Here is an 18,803-nt window from a genome sequence, read left to right on the forward strand (position 1 = left end):
CAGGGGGATCGCCCCTGCCGTGGGATTAATCAGGCGGGTTTCGCCGTAGGCTTGCGATTATAAGCCCACCAGATCAGGCCAAGGCCAGCCAGGATCATCGGCACGCACAGAATCTGACCCATGGTCAGCCAGCCCCAGGCCAGGTAACCAAGCTGGGCATCCGGTACGCGGACGAATTCGACAATGAAACGGAAGATGCCGTAGAACAGCGCGAACATGCCGGATACCGCCATGGTCGGCCGCGGCTTGCGCGAGAACGCCCAGAGGATCAGGAACAGCGCCACACCTTCGAGTGCGAACTGGTACAGCTGCGACGGGTGACGCGGCAGCTGCGCCGGGTCGCTGAACGGCGGGAAGACCATCGCCCATGGCACGTCGGTAGCCTTGCCCCACAGCTCGGCGTTGATGAAGTTGCCGATGCGCCCGGCCCCCAGGCCGATCGGCACCAGCGGGGCAACGAAGTCCATCAGTTCGAAGAACGACTTGTTGTTGCGCTTGCCGAACCACAAGGCCGCCAGCATTACGCCAATGAAACCGCCATGGAACGACATGCCTCCCTTCCACACCTCGAAGATCAGCGTCGGATTGGCCAGGTAGGCGTGCAGGTCGTAAAACAGCACGTAGCCCAGCCGACCACCGACGATCACGCCCATCGACAGCCAGAACACCAGGTCGGAGAGCTTTTCGCGCGTCCAGGTAGGGTCGAAGCGGTTCAGCCGGCGCGAGGCGAGCAGCCAGGCACCGCCGATACCGACCAGGTACATCAGGCCGTACCAATGGATTTTCAGCGGCCCGATGGCCACGGCCACGGGGTCTATCTGCGGATAAGGCAGCATGGAACTTCCTCTCGATTCAAATCAAAAAGCTGAGGCCGACACAGAACAGCAGGGCTGCGAACAGGCGTTTCAACAAACGTGGCGACAGCTTGTGCGCCAGGCGCGCGCCGAAGCGGGCGAAAAACATGCTGGTCACGGCAATGCCGACCAGCGCCGGCAGGTACACATAACCCAGGCTGTGAGCCGGCAGGTGCTCCTCGTGCCAGCCCAGCAGCATGAAACTCAGGGCACTGGCCACGGCAATCGGCAGACCACATGCAGAGGACGTGGCCACCGCCTGCTGCATGGGCAGGCTGCGCCAGGTCAGGAACGGTACGGTCAGCGAACCGCCACCGATGCCGAAAATGGCCGAGGCCCAGCCGATCACCCCACCGGCACCGATTAGCGTAGGCTTGCCGGGGATGCCACGGCTGGCCTTGGGCTTGAGGTCCAGGGCCATCTGCGCGGCGATGACCAGTGCGAACACGCCGATGATCTTTTGCAGCAGCGGGCCCTGGATCAGCGAGGCGGTCTTGGCGCCGATACCGGCCCCAAGGAGGATGCCGAGGGTCATCCAGGCGAAGATCGGCCATTGCACCGCGCCCTTGCGATGGTGCTCGAGCACGGCATTGATCGAGGTGAAGACGATGGTTGCCAGTGACGTACCGACTGCCAGGTGGGTCAGCACGGAGGCATCGAAACCCTGCAAGGTGAAGCTGAACACCAGCACCGGTACGATGATGATACCGCCGCCCACGCCGAACAACCCGGCCAGCACACCGGCGCAGGCGCCCAACAGCAGATAGAGCACGAATTCCATTCGTCTTCCCCGAGAAAACAAAGCGGCATGGTAACGGAAGCCGGGCTCGGGGCTCTAGTGAACTATGTGTCAGGTTGGATCCGCCCTGCCGGTGTGGGTACAGTGGAAAAAAACCAGAGGCCCGACCGATGTGCCTGATCGTATTCGCCTGGCGGCCGGGGCATGCCCTGCCGCTGATCGTGGCGGCCAACCGCGATGAATTCTATGCCCGCCCCACACAGGCTCTGGCGGCCTGGGAGGATGCACCCGGGGTATATGCCGGGCGCGACCTGGAGGCCGGCGGCACCTGGCTGGGCGTAGGCCCGCAGGGGCGGTTCGCGGCGCTGACCAATATTCGCGACCCGGGGCAGGCATTGGGTCCGCACTCGCGGGGCGAGTTGGTGGCGGCGTATCTACAGGGTGAGTTGGGGGTCGAGGCCTACCTGGACCAGGTAGCCAGCCGCAGCAGGCAATATTCAGGGTTCAACCTGCTGGTGGGCGATGGGCGACAGCTGGGCTATCTGCATGCCCGGGACGCGGCGCCGCGCCTGTTGGAGGCAGGGGTTTACGGGCTTTCCAATGCCGGGCTGGATACGCCTTGGCCGAAGCTGGTGAAGGCGCGTAGCGGGCTGGAAGGATTGCTGGAAACGCCGGAGCCGCAGCGCTTGCTGGCGTTGCTGGCCGATGCCGAACCGGCGCCGGAGGGTGAGTTGCCGGAGACGGGCGTTGGGTTGGCGACCGAGAAGCTGCTGTCGAGTGTGTTCATTGCCAGCCAGAACTACGGGACCCGGGCGAGTACGGTGCTGATTGTGGATGATCAGGGAAGAAGGCGGCTGGTTGAGCGCAGTTTCGGGCCCTTTGGTGGGCATTTGGGGGAAGTTGAGTTGCTGGTCTGATAACTTGATGTTGCTTGTTCCGGCCTCTTTGCGGGTAAACCCGCTCCCACAGGGATTGCGCCGCATCTGAAGGCTGCGCTGTTCCTGTGGGAGCGGGTTTACCCGCGAAGAGGCCGGAACAGGCCACCCCGCATTCAGAGGGTTTTATTGGCCCCAGGCCCTATCATCCGGGCCAGCCCAAGGTTCTTCAGGGCCAGTTGCAGCGAGCTGTGGATAACCTGCGGGTTGTCATGGCTCAGGGCCTCTGCCAGCAACTCCTTGGCCTTGCCCAGGTTGATCTGGCGCAGCATCCACTTCACCTTCGGCAGGTTGGTGGCGTTCATCGACAGGCTGTCGAAGCCCATCGCCATCAACAGGATCGCCGCCGCCGGGTCACCGGCCATCTCGCCGCAGATACTCACCGGCTTGCCTTCACCATGGGCATCGCGCACCACCGTGTTCAGCGCCTGCAACACCGCCGGGTGCAGGTAGTCGTACAGGTCGGCGACCCGCGGGTTGTTGCGGTCCACCGCCAGCAGGTACTGGGTCAGGTCGTTGGAGCCGACCGACAGGAAGTCCACCTGCCGCGCCAGCTCCTTGGTCTGGTACACCGCCGCAGGAATTTCCACCATCACGCCAACCGGCGGCATCGGCACATCGGTGCCTTCGTCACGCACCTCGCCCCAGGCGCGGTGGATCAGGTGCAGCGCCTCTTCCAGCTCGTGGATGCCGGAAATCATCGGCAGCAGGATGCGCAGGTTGTTCAGCCCCTCGCTGGCCTTGAGCATGGCGCGGGTCTGCACCAGGAAGATTTCCGGGTGGTCGAGGGTGACGCGGATGCCGCGCCAGCCGAGGAACGGGTTTTCTTCCTTGATCGGGAAGTACGACAGCGACTTGTCGCCGCCGATGTCGAGGGTGCGCATGGTCACTGGCAGCGGGTGGAAGGCCGCCAGCTGCTCGCGGTAGATGGCCAGCTGCTCCTTCTCGCTGGGGAAGCGCTGGTTGATCATGAACGGCACTTCGGTGCGGTACAGCCCTACCCCTTCGGCACCGCGCTGCTGGGCACGGGCCACGTCAGCGAGCAGGCCGGTGTTGACCCACAGCGGCATGCGGTGGCCGTCCGGGGTAACGCACGGCAGTTCGCGCAGGGCATCCAGGCCCTGGGCCAGCTGGCGCTCCTCCTCGACCACGTCGCTGTACTGCTTGCGCAGCACTTCGCTGGGGTTGGTGAACACCTCGCCCTTGTAGCCGTCGACGATCATCTCGATGCCGTCGACCTTGGAATACGGCAAATCGACCAGGCCCATCACCGTGGGGATGCCCATGGCGCGGGCCAGGATGGCGACGTGGGAGTTGCCCGAGCCCAGGACCGAGACCAGGCCGACCAGCTTGCCTTCCGGTACTTCGCCGAGCATCGCCGGGGTCAGCTCTTCACTGACCAGAATGGTGTTGTCGGCATACACCAGCGACTGTGCGCGGGCTTCCTGCAGGTAGGCCAGCAGGCGCCGGCCAAGGTCCTTGACGTCGGAGGCGCGCTCGCGCAGGTAGTCATCGTCCATCAGCTCGAAGCGGTTGACGTGCTCGCCCACCACCTGGCGCAGGGCGCCCTGGGCCCACTGGCCGGTCTTGATGACTTCGGTCACCTCACCGCCCAGGGCCGCGTCTTCAAGCATCATCAGGTACACATCGAACAGTGCACGCTCTTCCGGGCGCAGTTGGGTGGCCAGCTTGGCCGACAACTTGCGCATATCGTCGCGCACACCTTCGAGGGCGTTCTGGAACAGCTTCAGTTCGGCGTCGATGTCATCGACGGTCTTGTCCGGTACCACTTCCAGGTCAGCCGGCGGCAACATCACCACGGCGCGCCCCACGGCGGCGCCAGGCGAGCCCGGTACGCCGACGAAGCGCGCTTCCTGGATGCCCTTGCCCTGGCGGCCCAGGCCACGGATCGAGCCGGTGGCCTCGGCGTGGGCGATAACCCCGGCGAGCTGGGCGCTCATGGTGACCAGGAAGGCTTCTTCGCCCTCGTCGAACTGGCGGCGCTCCTTTTGCTGGATGACCAATACCCCGACCACACGGCGGTGGTGGATGATAGGCGCACCAAGGAACGAGGCGAATTTCTCTTCACCGGTTTCGGCAAAGTAGCGGTAACGGGGGTGGTCGGCAGCGTTTTCCAGGTTCAGCGGCTCTTCCCGGGTACCGACCAGGCCGACCAGGCCTTCGTTGGGGGCCATGCTGACCTTGCCGATGGAACGCTTGTTCAGGCCTTCGGTGGCCATCAGCACGAAGCGGTTGGTTTCCGGGTCGAGCAGGTAGACCGAGCAGACCTGACTGCCCATGGCCTCCTTGACACGCAAGACAATGATCCCCAACGCCGACTTGAGATCTTTGGCGGAGTTTACTTCCTGGACGATCTTGCGCAGCGTATTGAGCATGGCTCGGGGTCGAACTCCGTCGTCAGTCGCGCGTCAGCAGACGCGGTGCTAGCTCTTTCAGGGCGCGTCGGTAGACCTCGCGCTTGAATGTCACAACCTGGCCCAGCGGGTACCAATAGCTGACCCAGCGCCAGCCGTCGAATTCCGGCTTGCCGGTCAGGTCCATCCGCACCCGTTGTTCGTTGCTGACCAGACGCAGCAGGAACCATTTCTGCTTCTGGCCGATGCACAGCGGCTGGCTATGCGTACGCACCAGTCGCTGGGGTAAACGATAACGCAACCAGCCACGGGTGCAGGCAAGAATTTCCACATCATCGCGTTCAAGGCCAACTTCTTCGTTCAGCTCGCGGTACAGGGCATCTTCCGGCGTCTCGTCAGGGTTGATGCCACCCTGGGGAAACTGCCAGGCATCCTGGTTGATCCGTCGAGCCCATAGCACCTGCCCGGCATCATTCGTGAGAATGATCCCGACATTGGGGCGAAAACCATCCGGGTCGATCACGGCAGCAACCTCGCAAACGCATGTCACCGCATTGTTCCACAAAGCTTGCGAGCGCAGCAACGCGCCCGCCAAGCTTATGTGCAGCAGCGTGAAAACTCCGTATTTTCTGCCGTTGCTGCAGCGGGTGACGCATGCGGTGGCCGAGAAGCATGGGTGGCCGGTGGTTTCGTTGCGGGATCAAGGTTTACCTGTACTGGCCCTTTCGCGGGTAGACCCGCCCCCACAAGGATTTCCACCGATATCAAACGCTGTGCAGTCCCTGTGGGAGCGGCGGTGCGGCAATCCGGTTCACCTGCGCAGAGGCCGGCACAGACACCGCTGCACTGTCAGACTGGCTTGGCGCCCATCAGCCCGGCAATCGACAGCAAGCAGACCCCACTGAACACCGCAAGTGCCAAGGTAAAGCGCAACCCCACCACCTCGGCCTTGCGCAGCCGGTTAAGCCGCACCAACAACCACCACACGGCGAACGCACCCAGCGTGTAGATGACACTGGAAGCCAGCACCCAGGTCTGCCCCAGCGGCCAGCCCACCAAGTGTACCAGCCACCAGCCGGTGAACGGCATGCTTGCCAGGCACAGGCCCATCACCAGCCAGACGAACACCAGCGGGCGACGCAGCAGCTTGGCGTAGGCCTCGGTATCGCCCTGGCGGCGAGCGCGCACGGTCCAGAGCGCCAGGCCCAGGGCGCCCAGCAGCAGGAGGGCGGTGGCGATGATGTGCAGGGTCTTGAAGGTGGTCAGGTGTTCCATGTCTCTATTGTCCTTGAGCAGGCCATTTTGCAGTGGCTTCTTCGCGGGTTTACCCGCGAAAGAGCCATCAGCCCCAGCTTAGCCGCTCAGCCCAGGAACAGCTTGTAAGCAGGGTTGTCAGTCTCGTCCCAGTACGGGTAGCCGATCTTCGCCAGCGCCGTCGGCACCAGGTGGCGCTCGTCCTCCGGCACCTGCAGCCCGGCCACCACGCGCCCGTCAGCCGCGCCATGGTTGCGGTAGTGGAACATCGAGATGTTCCAGCGCCCGCCCAGCTTGTTGAGGAAGTTGAACAGCGCCCCCGGCCGCTCGGGGAATTCGAAGCGCAGCACCATTTCGTCACTGGCACCGGCCGAATGGCCGCCGACCATGTGGCGAATATGCAGCTTGGCCAGCTCGTTATCGGTCAGGTCGGTAACCGGGAAGCCCTGCTCGGTCAGTTGCTGCACCAGCGCCGCCCGCGGGTCGTTTTCCGGGTGTGTCTGCACGCCGACGAAGATATGCGCCTCGTCGGAGGTGTGCTTGCGGTAGTTGAACTCGGTGATCTGGCGCTTGCCGATAGCCTCGCAGAAGGCCTTGAAGCTGCCTGGGCGTTCGGGGATGGTCACGGCGATGATCGCCTCGCGCTTTTCACCCAGCTCGGCACGCTCGGCTACATGACGCAGGCGATCGAAGTTGACGTTGGCACCAGAATCGATGGCCACCAGGGTCTGCCCGGTCACGCCGTACAACTCGACGTACTTCTTGATGCCCGCGACGCCCAGGGCACCGGCAGGTTCAGTGATCGAGCGGGTATCATCGTAGATATCCTTGATAGCTGCGCAAATCTCGTCAGTACTGACGGTGACCACTTCATCCACATGATGGCGGCAGATGTCGAAGGTGTGCTGGCCGATCTGCGCTACCGCCACGCCGTCGGCGAACAGCCCGACCTGCGGCAGCACCACACGCTCGCCGGCAGCCATGGCCGCCTGCAGGCAGTTGGAATCGTCCGGCTCGACGCCGATCACCTTGATTTCCGGGCGCAAGTACTTCACGTAGGCAGCAATCCCGGCGATCAGGCCGCCGCCGCCCACCGGCACGAAGATCGCGTCCAGCTGGCCTGGGTGCTGGCGCAGGATTTCCATGGCCACGGTGCCCTGCCCGGCGATGGTGTGCGGGTCGTCGTAGGGATGGACGTAGACGAAGCCCTTTTCATCGACCAGTTTCAGCGAATAGGCCAGTGCCTCGGGGAACGAGTCGCCATGCAGCACCACCTTGCCGCCCCGCGAACGCACACCTTCGACCTTGATCTCCGGGGTGGTCTTGGGCATCACGATAGTGGCCTTGATGCCCATCTCCCGCGCGGCCAGTGCCAGGCCCTGGGCGTGGTTGCCGGCCGAGGCGGTGACTACGCCACGGGCCAGTTCTTCCGGGGTCAGTTGGGCCAGCTTGTTATAGGCCCCGCGGATCTTGAACGAGAACACCGGCTGCAGGTCCTCGCGCTTGAGCAGGACCTGGTTGCCCAGGCGCTTGCTCAGCTGCCCGGCGCTCTGCAGCGGGGTTTCGACCGCAACGTCGTAGACGCGCGAGGTGAGGATCTTCTTGACGTACTGTTCGAGCATCGGGAAAGCATCACTGGGCCGCGGGACAAGGGCTGGGAGTCTACCCCAGCGCTACGTCGGGCGACCACAGCAAAGCCGCCCGAGCCGTTATACTAGGCTCTTTTCAAAACCGCCCAGCCCCTCTCGGAGCCCGCATGACCCAGGACCAACTCAAACAGGCCGTCGCCCAGGCCGCTGTCGACTTCATTCTGCCCAAGCTGGATGAAAAGAGCGTCGTCGGCGTCGGTACCGGTTCGACCGCCAACTTCTTCATCGACGCCCTGGCTCAGCACAAGACCGCCTTCGACGGCGCGGTCGCCAGCTCCGAAGCCACCGCCCAGCGTCTGAAGGGCCATGGCATCCCGGTCTACGAGCTGAACAGTGTCAGCGAACTCGAGTTCTACGTGGACGGCGCCGATGAGAGCGACGCGCACCTTAACCTGATCAAGGGCGGTGGCGCGGCCCTGACCCGCGAGAAGATCGTCGCCGCCGTGGCCAAGACTTTCATCTGCATCGCAGACGCCAGCAAGCTGGTGCCAGTGCTGGGCGCCTTCCCGCTGCCGGTCGAAGTGATCCCGATGGCCCGCAGCCACGTGGCGCGCCAGCTGGTCAAGCTGGGCGGCGACCCGGTGTACCGCGAGGGTGTGGTGACCGACAACGGCAACGTGATCCTCGATGTGCATAACCTGCAGATCACCAACCCGGTGGAGCTGGAAGCGCAGATCAACGCCATCGTCGGCGTAGTGACCAACGGCCTGTTCGCCGCAAGGCCGGCGGATTTGCTGCTGCTGGGTACCGCTGAGGGCGTGAAGAGCCTGAAGGCCGAGTAACCTGCGGCGAGGGCTTCGCCCTCGATTCGCAGCACAAGGCTGCTCCTGCAGGGGTACGCAATTTCCTGTAGGAGCAGCCTTGTGCTGCGAATGGGCTGCAAAGCAGCCCCACCTGCTCACTCCGCCGGCTGCCTGAACACATAGAACAGGTTCGGCTCACTGACCAGATAGATGGTCCCCGCCTCATCCATCGCAATCCCCTCCGCCTGCGGCACCGTCGCCTGCAACCCCTGGAACCCCTTGCGCAACGACAAGGTACTCAGCGGCCGGCCCTCCACATCCAGTTCCAGCACCAGCCGCGACTCGTCCGACAGCGCCAGCAGGTGCCCGCTGCGCTCATCGAACTGCAAGCTCGACAGGTCCCGCACGAACAGCCGCGAATCGCGCTTGCGGTCCTGTACCACATGCACCGCATAGGGCTGGCCCGGGTTGTCGTGCGGGAAGCCATGCACCTCGTAGATCAGCATCGGGTCACGCTCCTTGGCCACGAACAAACGCTTGCCCGCCGAATCGTAGGCCAGCCCCTCGAAGCCCTTGTTGCCGTTCAGGCCAATGCCCAGGGTCAGCTGCTCGGCATCGCCAGCATCGAGGAACATCGTGTCGTCCTCCAGGCGCACGCGAATCAGCCGCTGCTGACGCTCGTCGGTAATCACATAGCTATTGGGCCCGACGTACTCCACGGCTTCCGGGTCGCCGAAGCCGGTCAGCGGCACTCGGCGCAGGATGCGGCCGTCCAGCGACAGTTCGATCAGCTCCGAGCGTGCATTGGTGACGGTAAACAGGGTCTTGCGGTCGGGGTCGTAGGTCAGCGCCGAAATGTCGTCATCCAGCCCCTCGATCGGCTGCGCCTCCACCACCACCCGGTAACGGTCCAGGCCGATGCTCTGCTCGGCTGGCTGCCACCAGGCCTTGAGGTTGAACCAGACACGCTCGAACAGGCGGAACTCCTGCCCGGCCAAGCCGAGCAGGATCAGGCCGATGACGGCCAGAACAGGGAACGGGCGAACAAAACGGCGCATGAGGGCAGACTCGACATAGGGGTGGCGAATCTAACCATGAACAACTGAAATAAAGCTTAATGCCAGCATCCGAAAAGTCGGATGTTGGGGTCAGTTCTTTCTGAAGCGATAGAACAGGGCCGGCTCACTGACCATGTACAGGTTGCCCTTGTCGTCCATGGCCACTCCTTCAGCACGCGGGATGGTGCCCTGCAGGCCGTTGAAACCGCCCAGCAAGGTCATGAAGCTGACTTGCTGGCCCTGCTCGTCCAGCTCCAGCAGCATGTTGGAATCGGACGACAGCACCAACAGGTGGCCGGTACGCGGATCGACGCTAAGCGCCGAGAGGTTGCGCAGGTCCAGTTCATCGCTGGGCAGCAGCTTTTTTTCACCGGTGAGCGGGCTGCGGCCATCAGTATTCCAGGTATACAGCTTGGGCGGGCGCTCCTCGCCGATGACCAGGCGCTGGCGCAACGGGTCCCAGGCTACCGCTTCGAAGCCCTTGTTGCTCTTCACCGACTGACCCAGGTCGTGGCTCTGGAAATCATCATGGTTCAACGCGGTGGTCTGCGCGCCCACCCTGACCACGGTCAGGTCGTGCAGGCGCTCGTCGGTGATTGCCAGGTAGCCGTCTTCCAGCACGGCAACGCCTTCCGGGTTGTTCCAGCCATTGAGCGGGATCTTGCGCAGTACATCGCCATCCAGGCTCAGTTCGACCAGGATCGGGTTCTTGCCCATGACCGCGAACAGAGTGCCGGTACGCGGGTTGAAGGCCACATCCGAGGCTTCATCCTCGGCCATGCCCGGCAACGGCTTGGCATCGATGTCGACCTTGTAGTCCGGCAGCCATACGCTTTCGCTGCGCTCGGCGGTGCTTTCGAAGCTTTCCTTGACCCACAGCGCACCGCGGTCATCCCAGTGCATGGCCACGGCCACGCCATAGCCGATTACCGCTGCCACAGCCAGGCCGAAGGGCCAGCGCAGGAAGAAACGACGCTTGGGGGTTGCCGGGGCGCTGGAGGGAGATGGCATGCGGGGTCCTGGGGAAATGGGCGTAGATCCGCGCATTATCCGGATCAGGTGTGAAAAATCGGTAAACAGGACCGGCCTCTTCGCGGGTAAACCCGCTCCCACAGGTACTGCGCAACCCTCAAGGGCGACGCTATGCCTGTGGGAACGGGTTTACCCGCGAAGAAGGCGAAGCGGTTCCGGCTCAAAGCACCCGGCTTTCGAAGCGGCTCACACCCGGCAGCTCAAGCACCAGTTCGTCACCGACATTGAACGGCCCTACGCCAGCCGGGGTGCCGGTGAGGATCACATCCCCCGCCTGTAGCGAGAAATGCGCGGCTATGTACTGGATCATCGGCACGATCGGGTTGAGCATCATCGCGCTGTTGCCATCCTGGCGTACCTCACCATTGACGGTCAGGCGCACCGGGATGTCGGTCACGTCCTCGAAGCTGGCGGCCGACACGAACGGCGGCAGTACGCAGGCGCCGTCGAAGCACTTGGCCAGCTCCCAGGGCAGGCCCTTTTCCTTCAGCCTGGCCTGCACATCGCGCAGGGTCAGGTCCAGCGCAGGGGCATAACCGGAAATGGCGTCCAGCACCTCTTCCTCGGTCGGATGAGTCGACAGCGGCTTGCCCAGTAGCACGGCAATTTCCGCCTCATAGTGCACCGAACCACGCTCGGTCGGGATCTTGAAGCCCCCTTCGGCCGGCACCACGCAGCTGCCCGGCTTGATGAACAGCAGCGGCTCGGTGGGGATCGGGTTGTCCAGCTCCTTGGCATGTTCGGCATAGTTACGGCCAATGCACACCACCTTGCCCAGCGGGAAGTGAATGCGCGTGCCGTCTACGTACTGGTGCTGGTAACTCATGGCCGACTCCTCTGGATACTGCTTTTTATTCAGGTGCGAAGATCTTACCCGGATTCATGATGCCGTTAGGGTCGAACACGGCCTTTATTGCCTTCATGCAGGCGATTTCTTCCGCTGAGCGACTGTAGCCCAGGTAGTCGCGCTTGGTCATGCCCACCCCATGCTCGGCGGAGATCGAGCCGTTATAGCGCGCGACGATCTCGAACACCCACTTATTGACCTTGGTGCACGAGGCGAAGAAGTCGTCCTTGCTCATGTGCTCGGGCTTGAGGATGTTCAGGTGCAGGTTGCCATCGCCGATGTGGCCGTACCACACCACTTCATAATCCGGGTAATGTTCGGCGACAATGGCATCGATATCGCGCAGGAATGCCGGAACTTTCGACACGGTGACCGAAATATCGTTCTTGTACGGGGTCCAGTGCGAGATGGTTTCCGACAGGTATTCGCGCAGTTTCCACAAGTTTTTCAGCTGGGTCTCGCTCTGGCTCATCACCCCGTCCAGTACCCAGCCCTGCTCGACGCAGTGCTCGAAGGTGGCCAAGGCTTCGTTGGCCACCTCCTCGGTGCTGGCCTCGAACTCCAGCAGCGCATAAAACGGGCAGTCTGTCTCGAACGGCGCCGGCACGTCGCCACGCGCCAGGATCTTGGCCAGGCCCTTGTCAGAGAAGAACTCGAAGGCGGTCAGGTCAAGTTTGCCCTGGAAGGCATGCAGAACCGGCATGATCGAGTCGAAGTCCGGGGTACCCAGCACCATCGCGGTGAGGTTGCGCGGAGCACGGTCCAGACGCATGGTGGCCTCGACCACGAAGCCCAGGGTACCTTCGGCGCCAATGAACAGCTGGCGCAGGTCGTAGCCGGTGGCATTCTTGATCAGGTCCTTGTTCAGCTCCAGCAGCTCACCCTTGCCGGTGACCACTTTCAGCCCGGCCACCCAGTTGCGGGTCATGCCGTAGCGAATCACCTTGATCCCGCCAGCATTGGTGCCGATATTGCCGCCAATCTGGCTGGAGCCGCTGGAGGCAAAGTCCACCGGGTAATACAGGCCCTGTTCTTCGGCGTAGGCCTGCAACTGGCGGGTAATCACCCCTGGCTGGCAGACCACGGTGCGGTCGAAGGCACTGAAACCGAGAATCTGATTCATGTAGTCGAAGGCGACCACCACCTCGCCATTGGCCGCCACGGCGCCTGCGGAAAGCCCGGTACGCCCGCCAGACGGCACCAGCGCCACCTTGTGCGTATTGGCCCAGCGCACGATCGCCTGCACCTGCTCAACCGTCTTGGGGAAGACGATGGCGCTGGGCGCCGGTGGGTAATGCTTGGTCCAGTCCTTGCCATAGGCTTCCAGCGAAGCTGCATCGGTCAGGACCTTGCCAGGGTCGACAAGGGTCATCAGTTCGTCAATAACAGCGGGGTGGGTCATCGCTGGAACTCTCGACTTATTCATAGTCACCCTGAGCACTCTTCACCTGTCGGGATAAGCTCAGATTGTGTCGCGTATGCTAGCATAGCCCTCCCGCTGTTCATGCTAAGGCTGCCTTTGCGCCTGGCATCACCCTCGCCATTTTTTCTCCGGGATACAGGTTTACGCAGATGAGCAAGACTTCTCTCGACAAGAGCAAGATCCGGTTCCTTCTTCTTGAAGGTGTGCACCAGAACGCGGTCGATACCCTCAAGGCCGCCGGCTACACCAACATCGAATACCTCACTGGTTCGCTGCCGGAAGACGAGCTGAAGGAAAAGATCGCCGATGCCCACTTCATCGGTATCCGTTCGCGCACCCAACTGACCGAAGAGATCTTCGACTGCGCCAAGAAGCTGGTCGCCGTTGGCTGCTTCTGCATCGGCACCAACCAGGTCGACCTGGAAGCTGCCCGCGAGCGCGGTATCGCCGTGTTCAACGCGCCATACTCCAACACCCGTTCGGTGGCTGAACTGGTACTGGCCGAAGCCATCCTGCTGCTGCGCGGCATCCCTGAGAAGAACGCTTCCTGCCACCGTGGTGGCTGGATCAAGAGCGCGGCCAACTCGTTCGAGATCCGCGGCAAGAAACTGGGCATCGTCGGTTATGGCTCGATCGGCACCCAGCTGTCGGTGTTGGCTGAAAGCCTCGGTATGCAGGTCTACTTCTTCGACCCGCTGACCAAGTTGCCACTGGGCAACGCCGTACAAGTCACCAGCCTGCACGAACTGCTGGGCCTGGCCGATATCGTTTCGCTGCACGTGCCTGAGCTGCCATCCACCCAGTGGATGATCGGCGAGAAGGAAATCCGTGCAATGAAGAAGGGCTCGATCCTGATCAACGCCGCCCGTGGCACCGTGGTCGAGCTGGACCACCTGGCCGCAGCCATCAAGGACAAGCACCTGATCGGCGCCGCCATCGACGTGTTCCCGGTCGAGCCACGTTCCAACGACGAAGAGTTCGAAAGCCCGCTGCGCGGCCTGGACAACGTGATCCTGACCCCGCACATCGGTGGTTCCACCGCCGAAGCTCAGGCCAACATCGGCCTGGAAGTGGCCGAGAAGCTGGTCAAGTACAGCGACAACGGTACCTCGGTGTCCTCGGTCAACTTCCCGGAAGTGGCCCTGCCGGCGCACCCAGGCAAGCACCGCCTGCTGCACATCCACGAAAACATCCCGGGCGTGCTCAGCGAGATCAACAAGGTCTTCGCCGAGAACGGCATCAACATCTCCGGTCAGTTCCTGCAGACCAACGAGAAAGTCGGTTACGTGGTAATCGACGTTGACGCCGAGTACTCCGACCTGGCGCAAGAGAAGCTGCAACAGGTCAAGGGCACCATCCGTTCCCGCGTCCTGTTCTAAGTTCGCTGGCGACATGAAAAAGGGAGGCCCTGATGGCCTCCCTTTTTTTTGCCTGTGCATTGGTGTCGCCTGCTTCGCGGGTAAACCGCTCCCACAGGATCACCACAAGCTTCAGACCTGTGGGATCCCTGTGGGAGCGGGTTTACCCGCGAAGAATCCAACACCTATTTCACGTCAACCGTGATCTTCTGCGACACGACGCTCGGCTTGAACGGCACGTGATACTGGTCACCCAGCACCAACTGCAGGGTGTGCTTGCCTGGGGTCAGGGTAATGCTGGTTTCGGTCTGCGCCTTGCCGAAGTGCAGCACTTGCGGGCCATCCGGCAGTGCGGTGCCGGCCTGTGGCATCAGGCTGGATGGCAGCGGCATGTCGGCCACCGGCTCTTTATCCACGTCCACCAGCAGGTGGTGGTGCCCGGTGTGCGGGGTGCTGTCGCCCGCAGGCTTGAGCGCCATGCCCTCGATGCCGAACTTGACGGTGAAGGTCTTGTCGACCGTGGCGCCATCGGCGGGGGAAACGATGAAGACCTTGGCCTCCTTGGGCGGCTCCTGGCTCTTCAGGGCATCTGCGGCACTGGCGAACATTGACGCTCCCATCAACAGACCAGCAACGGCAGCACGCGAAAATAGGCTGTTCATTCACTTCTCCTGTGATTCACTTATTGACCGCCGCCAGTATTCCGGTGGCGGCGGTGGTTCACCTTAGTTGATATGTTTGCCCAGATGTTCACATCGTCAGGCAGAAATATTTCAATCAGGGTTAAACAATGCCGAGGCTTCAAGGTCATAGGCTGCGCTCGACCACGGCGAGGAAGAAAGCCGTGGCGAAGGTTATTCATCTGCCAAAGAGAAAAGGGGCTTTAATGCGTTCGACCATAGGAGTAATGCTGGCGGTACTGATCACGCCATTGGCCCAGGCCGAGCTGATAGACGAAGTTGCCGACCGGGGCGAACTGCGCATTGCCGTGCAGGCCGACAACTCGCCGTACGCATTCAAGGAAAATGACCACCTGAGCGGCTTCGAGATCGACTTCGGCCAGGCGCTAGCCAGGGAACTGGACCTGCGCGCCGAGTTCATCGAAGCCCCTGCGACAGAGGTACTGCCCGGTGTCGAGAGTGGCAAGTACGACATCGCACTGACCCCGTCGAGCGAATCGCCCAAGGGTGACGGCCCGCTCGATGTGAGCCTGCCGTTTGGCGAGAAACAGCTGGTGATCCCGTTCCAGAAGGACAACCCGGCTTTTGAAAGTGCGGTGAACAATGCGCTGCAACGGCTCAAGGACAGCGGGCGGACTGCCGAGCTTGAGCAGAAGTGGTTCAAGGGTGTGCCTGAGACTGCGGCCGGGCAGTAAGTTCTTCATTGCCTGTCCCGGCCCTTTCGCAGCACAAGGCTGCTCCTACAGGGGGCGCGTACCCTTGTAGGAGCAGCCTCGTGCTGCGAAAGGGCCGGGAAAGGCTCAAGCTGAAAGCCCAGCCAGCGCCTGCTCCGCCTGTTCCAGCTCCAGCTCGCTGAACACCAGCACCCCCGCCCGTCGCAGTAATGCCGTGGTCACCCCTTCCCCCGCCACCTTCACACCACTGAACGTGCCGTCATAGGTCAACCGGTTGCCACACGAAGGGCTACCAGCCTTCAGCACCGCCACGCGAATGCCATGCTGGCGCACCAGTTCCAGCGCCCGCTGTGCTCCGGCCAAAAACTCGGCACTGACATCCTCGCCCGTCACCGTCAGCACCTGCGCGCCACCGTCAAGCACCTCCCCCCCCTGCCCGCCCGGTATCTCTGCGGGTGGCCGTGGGGTCGGCAAGCCACCCGCCACTTCCGGGCACAACGGCACCACGCGCCCTTCGGCCTGCCAACGCTGCAGCAGGCCGGGGTGGCCACTGGCGCGGCCGTCATAGCGCACCGGCTGACCCAGCAGACAGGCGCTGACCAACACCTTGGGCATGTCAGAACGGGTCATTGCCACGGCGCCGGAACCAGCCGGTCAACGAAAGCCGCTCACGCCCGGCCGGCAGCACCTCATGGGGCACCTCGCCCGACAGGAACACTACCAGGCAGCCTGCTACAGGCTGCACATCGTGCTCGACACCGTCCGCCAGGAACATGCGCAACTGGCCACCGTCCTGCGGCTGCCAACCTTCATTCAGGTACAGCACCGCCGACACCATGCGCCGGTCATCGTCGCGGAAGCGGTCCAGGTGCCGGCGATAGAAAGCCCCCGGCGGGTACAGGGCAAAATGGCACTCGAAGTCTTCCAGGCCAAGGAACAGACCCTGGTTGATGGCCTGGCGCAACTGGTCCATGGCGGCCAGGTACTGGTCGCAGGCCTCGGCCTGGCCGGGGTCGATCCACTGGATCTGGTCGCCGCGGATGGCCTCGCGCACCTCCTGGGCAGCACCGCGCCCAACCCCCGCGGGGTTGAGCTCGCCCTCAGCATCACGGCGCCGGCACTCGGCCGCCAGCGCGCGCACCAGGTCGGCAGGCAGAAACAGCGCCTGCTGGGACCAGCCATGGGTGGCCAGATCGTCGACGACGGCCGCAAGTATCGGGTGTTCAGGGGAGATGTGCATGGCGCGCATCATATCCATTAGCCATGCCGGCGCACAGCGCCACTTGGCCGAGAAGCTCGCGGATATCTCGACAAACCGGCGCCCGGCCACGGACAATAGCCACCTGCCGACAGGAGTCCTGAATGCGCCGTCTGTTTTCCCTGATTCTGCTGATGATCTGCACCGTGCCTGTCTGGGCAGACAACCTGGATCAACTGTACAAGGCCGCCGGCTGGCCCGACCAGCGCGCCCACTTCAACGATGCCCTGACCGCCGCCCAGGAACGCTACCGCAACAGTTTGCCACCCGCCGTGTACCAGGCGTTGGTCAACAACAGCAACCAGCGTTTCCAGGCCCAGGCGGTGGACCGTCGCGCCCAGGCGCAGCTGCGCGCAACCTTGGCCAACCCGGCACCGGCGCTGGCCTTCTTCCAGTCGCCGCTGGGGCGCAAAGTGGTGGCTGCGGAGCTGAAGGCCACTCGCAAGGACGAACTGGCCAGGAATGCCAAGGGCCTGCCGAAAATCCAGGCCAGCGATGATCGCCTGCTGATCATCGGCCACCTGGCCCAGGCCCTGCCGGCGCGCGAAGCCGGCGCCGAAGTCAGCCTGGCCATCGCGGGCGTGGCGGCCGATAGCCTCAGCTCGATGATCCCCGGCCTGTTCGGCGGCGGCCAGGCCCAGGGCCTGCTCGACGGCCAGCGCCAGCGCCTGATGAGCCAGATCGGCGAAGACCTGAACAACACCCTGCTGTACGTCTACCGCGACCTGTCCGATGCCGAACTGGAAGAGTTTGCCACCTTCGCCGAGTCGCCAGACGGCAAGGCTTACTACCAGGCCGCCCTGGCCGCTGTGCGCGCAGGCCTGGCGGTTGGCCAGAGCACCAACGACCTGAAGTGATCAGCCCAGGCGCTGGTCGATGAAGTCGAAGTAGCGCTGGCGAATGCCCGGTAGTTCGTTGGCCAGGTGGTGACGAGCCTCAGGCAGCATCAAAATCTGTGGCTCGGCAAACTTGGCCTTGAGTACTTCGAGGTTGTACGGCCAGTCCACTGTGCCGTCCGCCTCTCCTTGCACGATCAACGGCCGCCGCGTACTTCGCGGCGCGGCCTCGATGCGCTTGACCCAGGCAATCAAGGCGCCCACCCACGCCGTTGGCAGGCGCCGCGGTTGCAGCGGATCGGCTTCGAGGAACGACAGGAAGGCCGGGTCATTGGTGTTCTCGCTGAAACGCCGCTCGATGCCATTCACGAAGTGACGCAGCACGCGATAGCTCAGCTTCGACCAGCGCCAGGCACAGGGCCGCACCAGCGGTGCCAACAGGATGACCTGACCGTCGATGGGGCTGCGCGCGCCCTGGTTCAGCAGGTGGTCCACGGCGATGGCGCCACCGGTGCTTTGCCCGCACAGGTGCCAGGGGCGGGGCAGTTGCAGCGTGTGCGCCTGTTCGAATAATGCCTCCAGCACCTGCTGGTACACCGCGAAATCACTGATACTGGCCCGCTCGCCGCTGGACAGGCCGTGGCCTGGCAGGTCGCAGCTGATCACGGCGAAACCCTGTTTGAGCGCCCAATCGATCACATGCCGGTAGAGGCCCATATGGTCGTAATAGCCATGCAGCAGGAACAGCGTCGCGGTCGGCTGTTCGGGTAGCCAGACCTGCCCGACCAGGTCGAACCCGGCAGCCTGAAAGCCACCCAGCCAGCTATGTGCCGGCAGGTTCAGGCCATAGAAGCGCTGGTAGTCCTGCGCCTGCGCCGACAACGGCTGGCGAGCGGTCAGCGGCGCCAGGCTGGTGCGCAGGAGGTCAGGGTGAAAGGCAGCGGGCATCGGGTACATCCACAGTGAAGCAAGTATTGATCTGGGATATTCAGCTCTGGCTGGCGTCGTGGCAAGCTTGCTCGATTTCAGGCCGATAGCGGTGTCCCCGGCAGGAGCGGCCTTGTGCTGCGAAGGGGCCGGTACTGCCA

19 protein-coding genes are annotated in these 18,803 nt (G+C 63.2%); 5 read left to right on the forward strand and 14 right to left on the reverse strand.

The window, feature by feature from the left end:
* Window positions 1-29 precede the first annotated feature (29 nt).
* On the reverse strand, window positions 30-836 hold the full coding sequence (gene lgt, locus CAY82_RS02420; protein ID WP_013974665.1) for a prolipoprotein diacylglyceryl transferase: 807 nt from the start codon (window positions 834-836) through the stop codon (window positions 30-32).
* Between the two features lie 16 nt (window positions 837-852).
* Window positions 853-1,635: a sulfite exporter TauE/SafE family protein gene (locus CAY82_RS02425; RefSeq protein ID WP_087499780.1), complete on the reverse strand. Its 783-nt coding sequence runs from the start codon at window positions 1,633-1,635 to the stop codon at window positions 853-855.
* A 128-nt stretch (window positions 1,636-1,763) separates the two neighbouring features.
* On the opposite strand from CAY82_RS02425, the gene CAY82_RS02430 reads away from it, so the two are divergent.
* On the forward strand, window positions 1,764-2,510 hold the full coding sequence (locus CAY82_RS02430; protein WP_087499781.1) for an NRDE family protein: 747 nt from the start codon (window positions 1,764-1,766) through the stop codon (window positions 2,508-2,510).
* 134 nt (window positions 2,511-2,644) lie between these two features.
* Here the strand turns inward: CAY82_RS02430 and ptsP are convergent, their stop codons facing one another.
* The 4 genes from ptsP to ilvA all read right to left on the reverse strand — a co-directional run bounded on the left by ptsP (window position 2,645) and on the right by ilvA (window position 7,779).
* Window positions 2,645-4,924 (reverse strand): phosphoenolpyruvate--protein phosphotransferase, encoded by a 2,280-nt coding sequence (gene ptsP / locus CAY82_RS02435; protein ID WP_087499782.1) that lies wholly within the window; start codon window positions 4,922-4,924, stop codon window positions 2,645-2,647.
* A gap of 22 nt (window positions 4,925-4,946) precedes the next feature.
* A complete protein-coding gene (locus CAY82_RS02440; protein WP_003249017.1) occupies window positions 4,947-5,426 on the reverse strand; it encodes an RNA pyrophosphohydrolase in 480 nt (159 codons plus the stop codon).
* A 326-nt stretch (window positions 5,427-5,752) separates the two neighbouring features.
* Window positions 5,753-6,178, reverse strand: a complete 426-nt coding sequence (locus CAY82_RS02445; RefSeq protein WP_087499783.1) for a DUF2269 family protein — start codon at window positions 6,176-6,178, stop codon at window positions 5,753-5,755.
* A gap of 86 nt (window positions 6,179-6,264) precedes the next feature.
* Complete coding sequence (gene ilvA / locus CAY82_RS02450) at window positions 6,265-7,779, reverse strand: threonine ammonia-lyase, biosynthetic (RefSeq protein ID WP_087499784.1); 1,515 nt, start codon at window positions 7,777-7,779, stop codon at window positions 6,265-6,267.
* 134 nt (window positions 7,780-7,913) lie between these two features.
* Here ilvA and rpiA point away from each other — a divergent pair, with 134 nt between their 5' ends.
* Complete coding sequence (gene rpiA / locus CAY82_RS02455; protein WP_063912115.1) at window positions 7,914-8,588, forward strand: ribose-5-phosphate isomerase RpiA; 675 nt, start codon at window positions 7,914-7,916, stop codon at window positions 8,586-8,588.
* Between the two features lie 116 nt (window positions 8,589-8,704).
* Here the strand turns inward: rpiA and CAY82_RS02460 are convergent, their stop codons facing one another.
* From CAY82_RS02460 to CAY82_RS02475, 4 genes are all read right to left on the reverse strand, one after another.
* Window positions 8,705-9,607, reverse strand: coding sequence for an SdiA-regulated domain-containing protein (locus CAY82_RS02460; RefSeq protein WP_087499785.1), 903 nt, complete (start codon window positions 9,605-9,607; stop codon window positions 8,705-8,707).
* Between the two features lie 90 nt (window positions 9,608-9,697).
* Complete coding sequence (locus CAY82_RS02465) at window positions 9,698-10,618, reverse strand: SdiA-regulated domain-containing protein (protein WP_087499786.1); 921 nt, start codon at window positions 10,616-10,618, stop codon at window positions 9,698-9,700.
* A gap of 181 nt (window positions 10,619-10,799) precedes the next feature.
* A complete protein-coding gene (locus CAY82_RS02470; RefSeq protein WP_087499787.1) occupies window positions 10,800-11,465 on the reverse strand; it encodes a fumarylacetoacetate hydrolase family protein in 666 nt (221 codons plus the stop codon).
* 25 nt (window positions 11,466-11,490) lie between these two features.
* Window positions 11,491-12,888, reverse strand: coding sequence for an FAD-binding oxidoreductase (locus CAY82_RS02475; protein WP_087499788.1), 1,398 nt, complete (start codon window positions 12,886-12,888; stop codon window positions 11,491-11,493).
* Window positions 12,889-13,058: 170 nt separating this feature from the next.
* Between CAY82_RS02475 and serA the strand changes: the two genes are divergently transcribed.
* Entirely contained in the window at window positions 13,059-14,288 is a 1,230-nt protein-coding gene (gene serA, locus CAY82_RS02480; RefSeq protein ID WP_087499789.1) for a phosphoglycerate dehydrogenase, read from the forward strand.
* A gap of 164 nt (window positions 14,289-14,452) precedes the next feature.
* Here serA and CAY82_RS02485 read toward each other — a convergent pair whose 3' ends face one another.
* Window positions 14,453-14,929 (reverse strand): DUF4399 domain-containing protein, encoded by a 477-nt coding sequence (locus CAY82_RS02485; protein ID WP_087499790.1) that lies wholly within the window; start codon window positions 14,927-14,929, stop codon window positions 14,453-14,455.
* A 224-nt stretch (window positions 14,930-15,153) separates the two neighbouring features.
* On the opposite strand from CAY82_RS02485, the gene CAY82_RS02490 reads away from it, so the two are divergent.
* Window positions 15,154-15,642: an ABC transporter substrate-binding protein gene (locus tag CAY82_RS02490; protein WP_087499791.1), complete on the forward strand. Its 489-nt coding sequence runs from the start codon at window positions 15,154-15,156 to the stop codon at window positions 15,640-15,642.
* 105 nt (window positions 15,643-15,747) lie between these two features.
* On the opposite strand, the gene CAY82_RS02495 is transcribed toward CAY82_RS02490, so the two are convergent.
* Both CAY82_RS02495 and CAY82_RS02500 read right to left on the reverse strand, forming a co-directional pair.
* Window positions 15,748-16,251, reverse strand: coding sequence for a DUF523 domain-containing protein (locus CAY82_RS02495; protein ID WP_087499792.1), 504 nt, complete (start codon window positions 16,249-16,251; stop codon window positions 15,748-15,750).
* Window positions 16,238-16,870 carry a 2OG-Fe(II) oxygenase gene (locus CAY82_RS02500; RefSeq protein ID WP_087499850.1) on the reverse strand — a complete coding sequence of 211 codons (633 nt, stop codon included), beginning with the start codon at window positions 16,868-16,870 and terminating at the stop codon, window positions 16,238-16,240. Before CAY82_RS02500 ends, CAY82_RS02495 begins: the two co-directional genes overlap by 14 nt.
* A 113-nt stretch (window positions 16,871-16,983) precedes the next feature.
* Between CAY82_RS02500 and CAY82_RS02505 the strand changes: the two genes are divergently transcribed.
* Entirely contained in the window at window positions 16,984-17,736 is a 753-nt protein-coding gene (locus tag CAY82_RS02505) for a DUF2059 domain-containing protein (RefSeq protein WP_087499793.1), read from the forward strand.
* Here the strand turns inward: CAY82_RS02505 and CAY82_RS02510 are convergent, their stop codons facing one another.
* Window positions 17,737-18,663 (reverse strand): alpha/beta hydrolase, encoded by a 927-nt coding sequence (locus CAY82_RS02510; RefSeq protein ID WP_087499794.1) that lies wholly within the window; start codon window positions 18,661-18,663, stop codon window positions 17,737-17,739.
* Between the last annotated feature and the right edge of the window lie 140 nt (window positions 18,664-18,803).

This window comes from Pseudomonas sp. SID14000 (assembly GCF_002165135.1).
Classification (GTDB): Bacteria; Pseudomonadota; Gammaproteobacteria; order Pseudomonadales; family Pseudomonadaceae; genus Aquipseudomonas.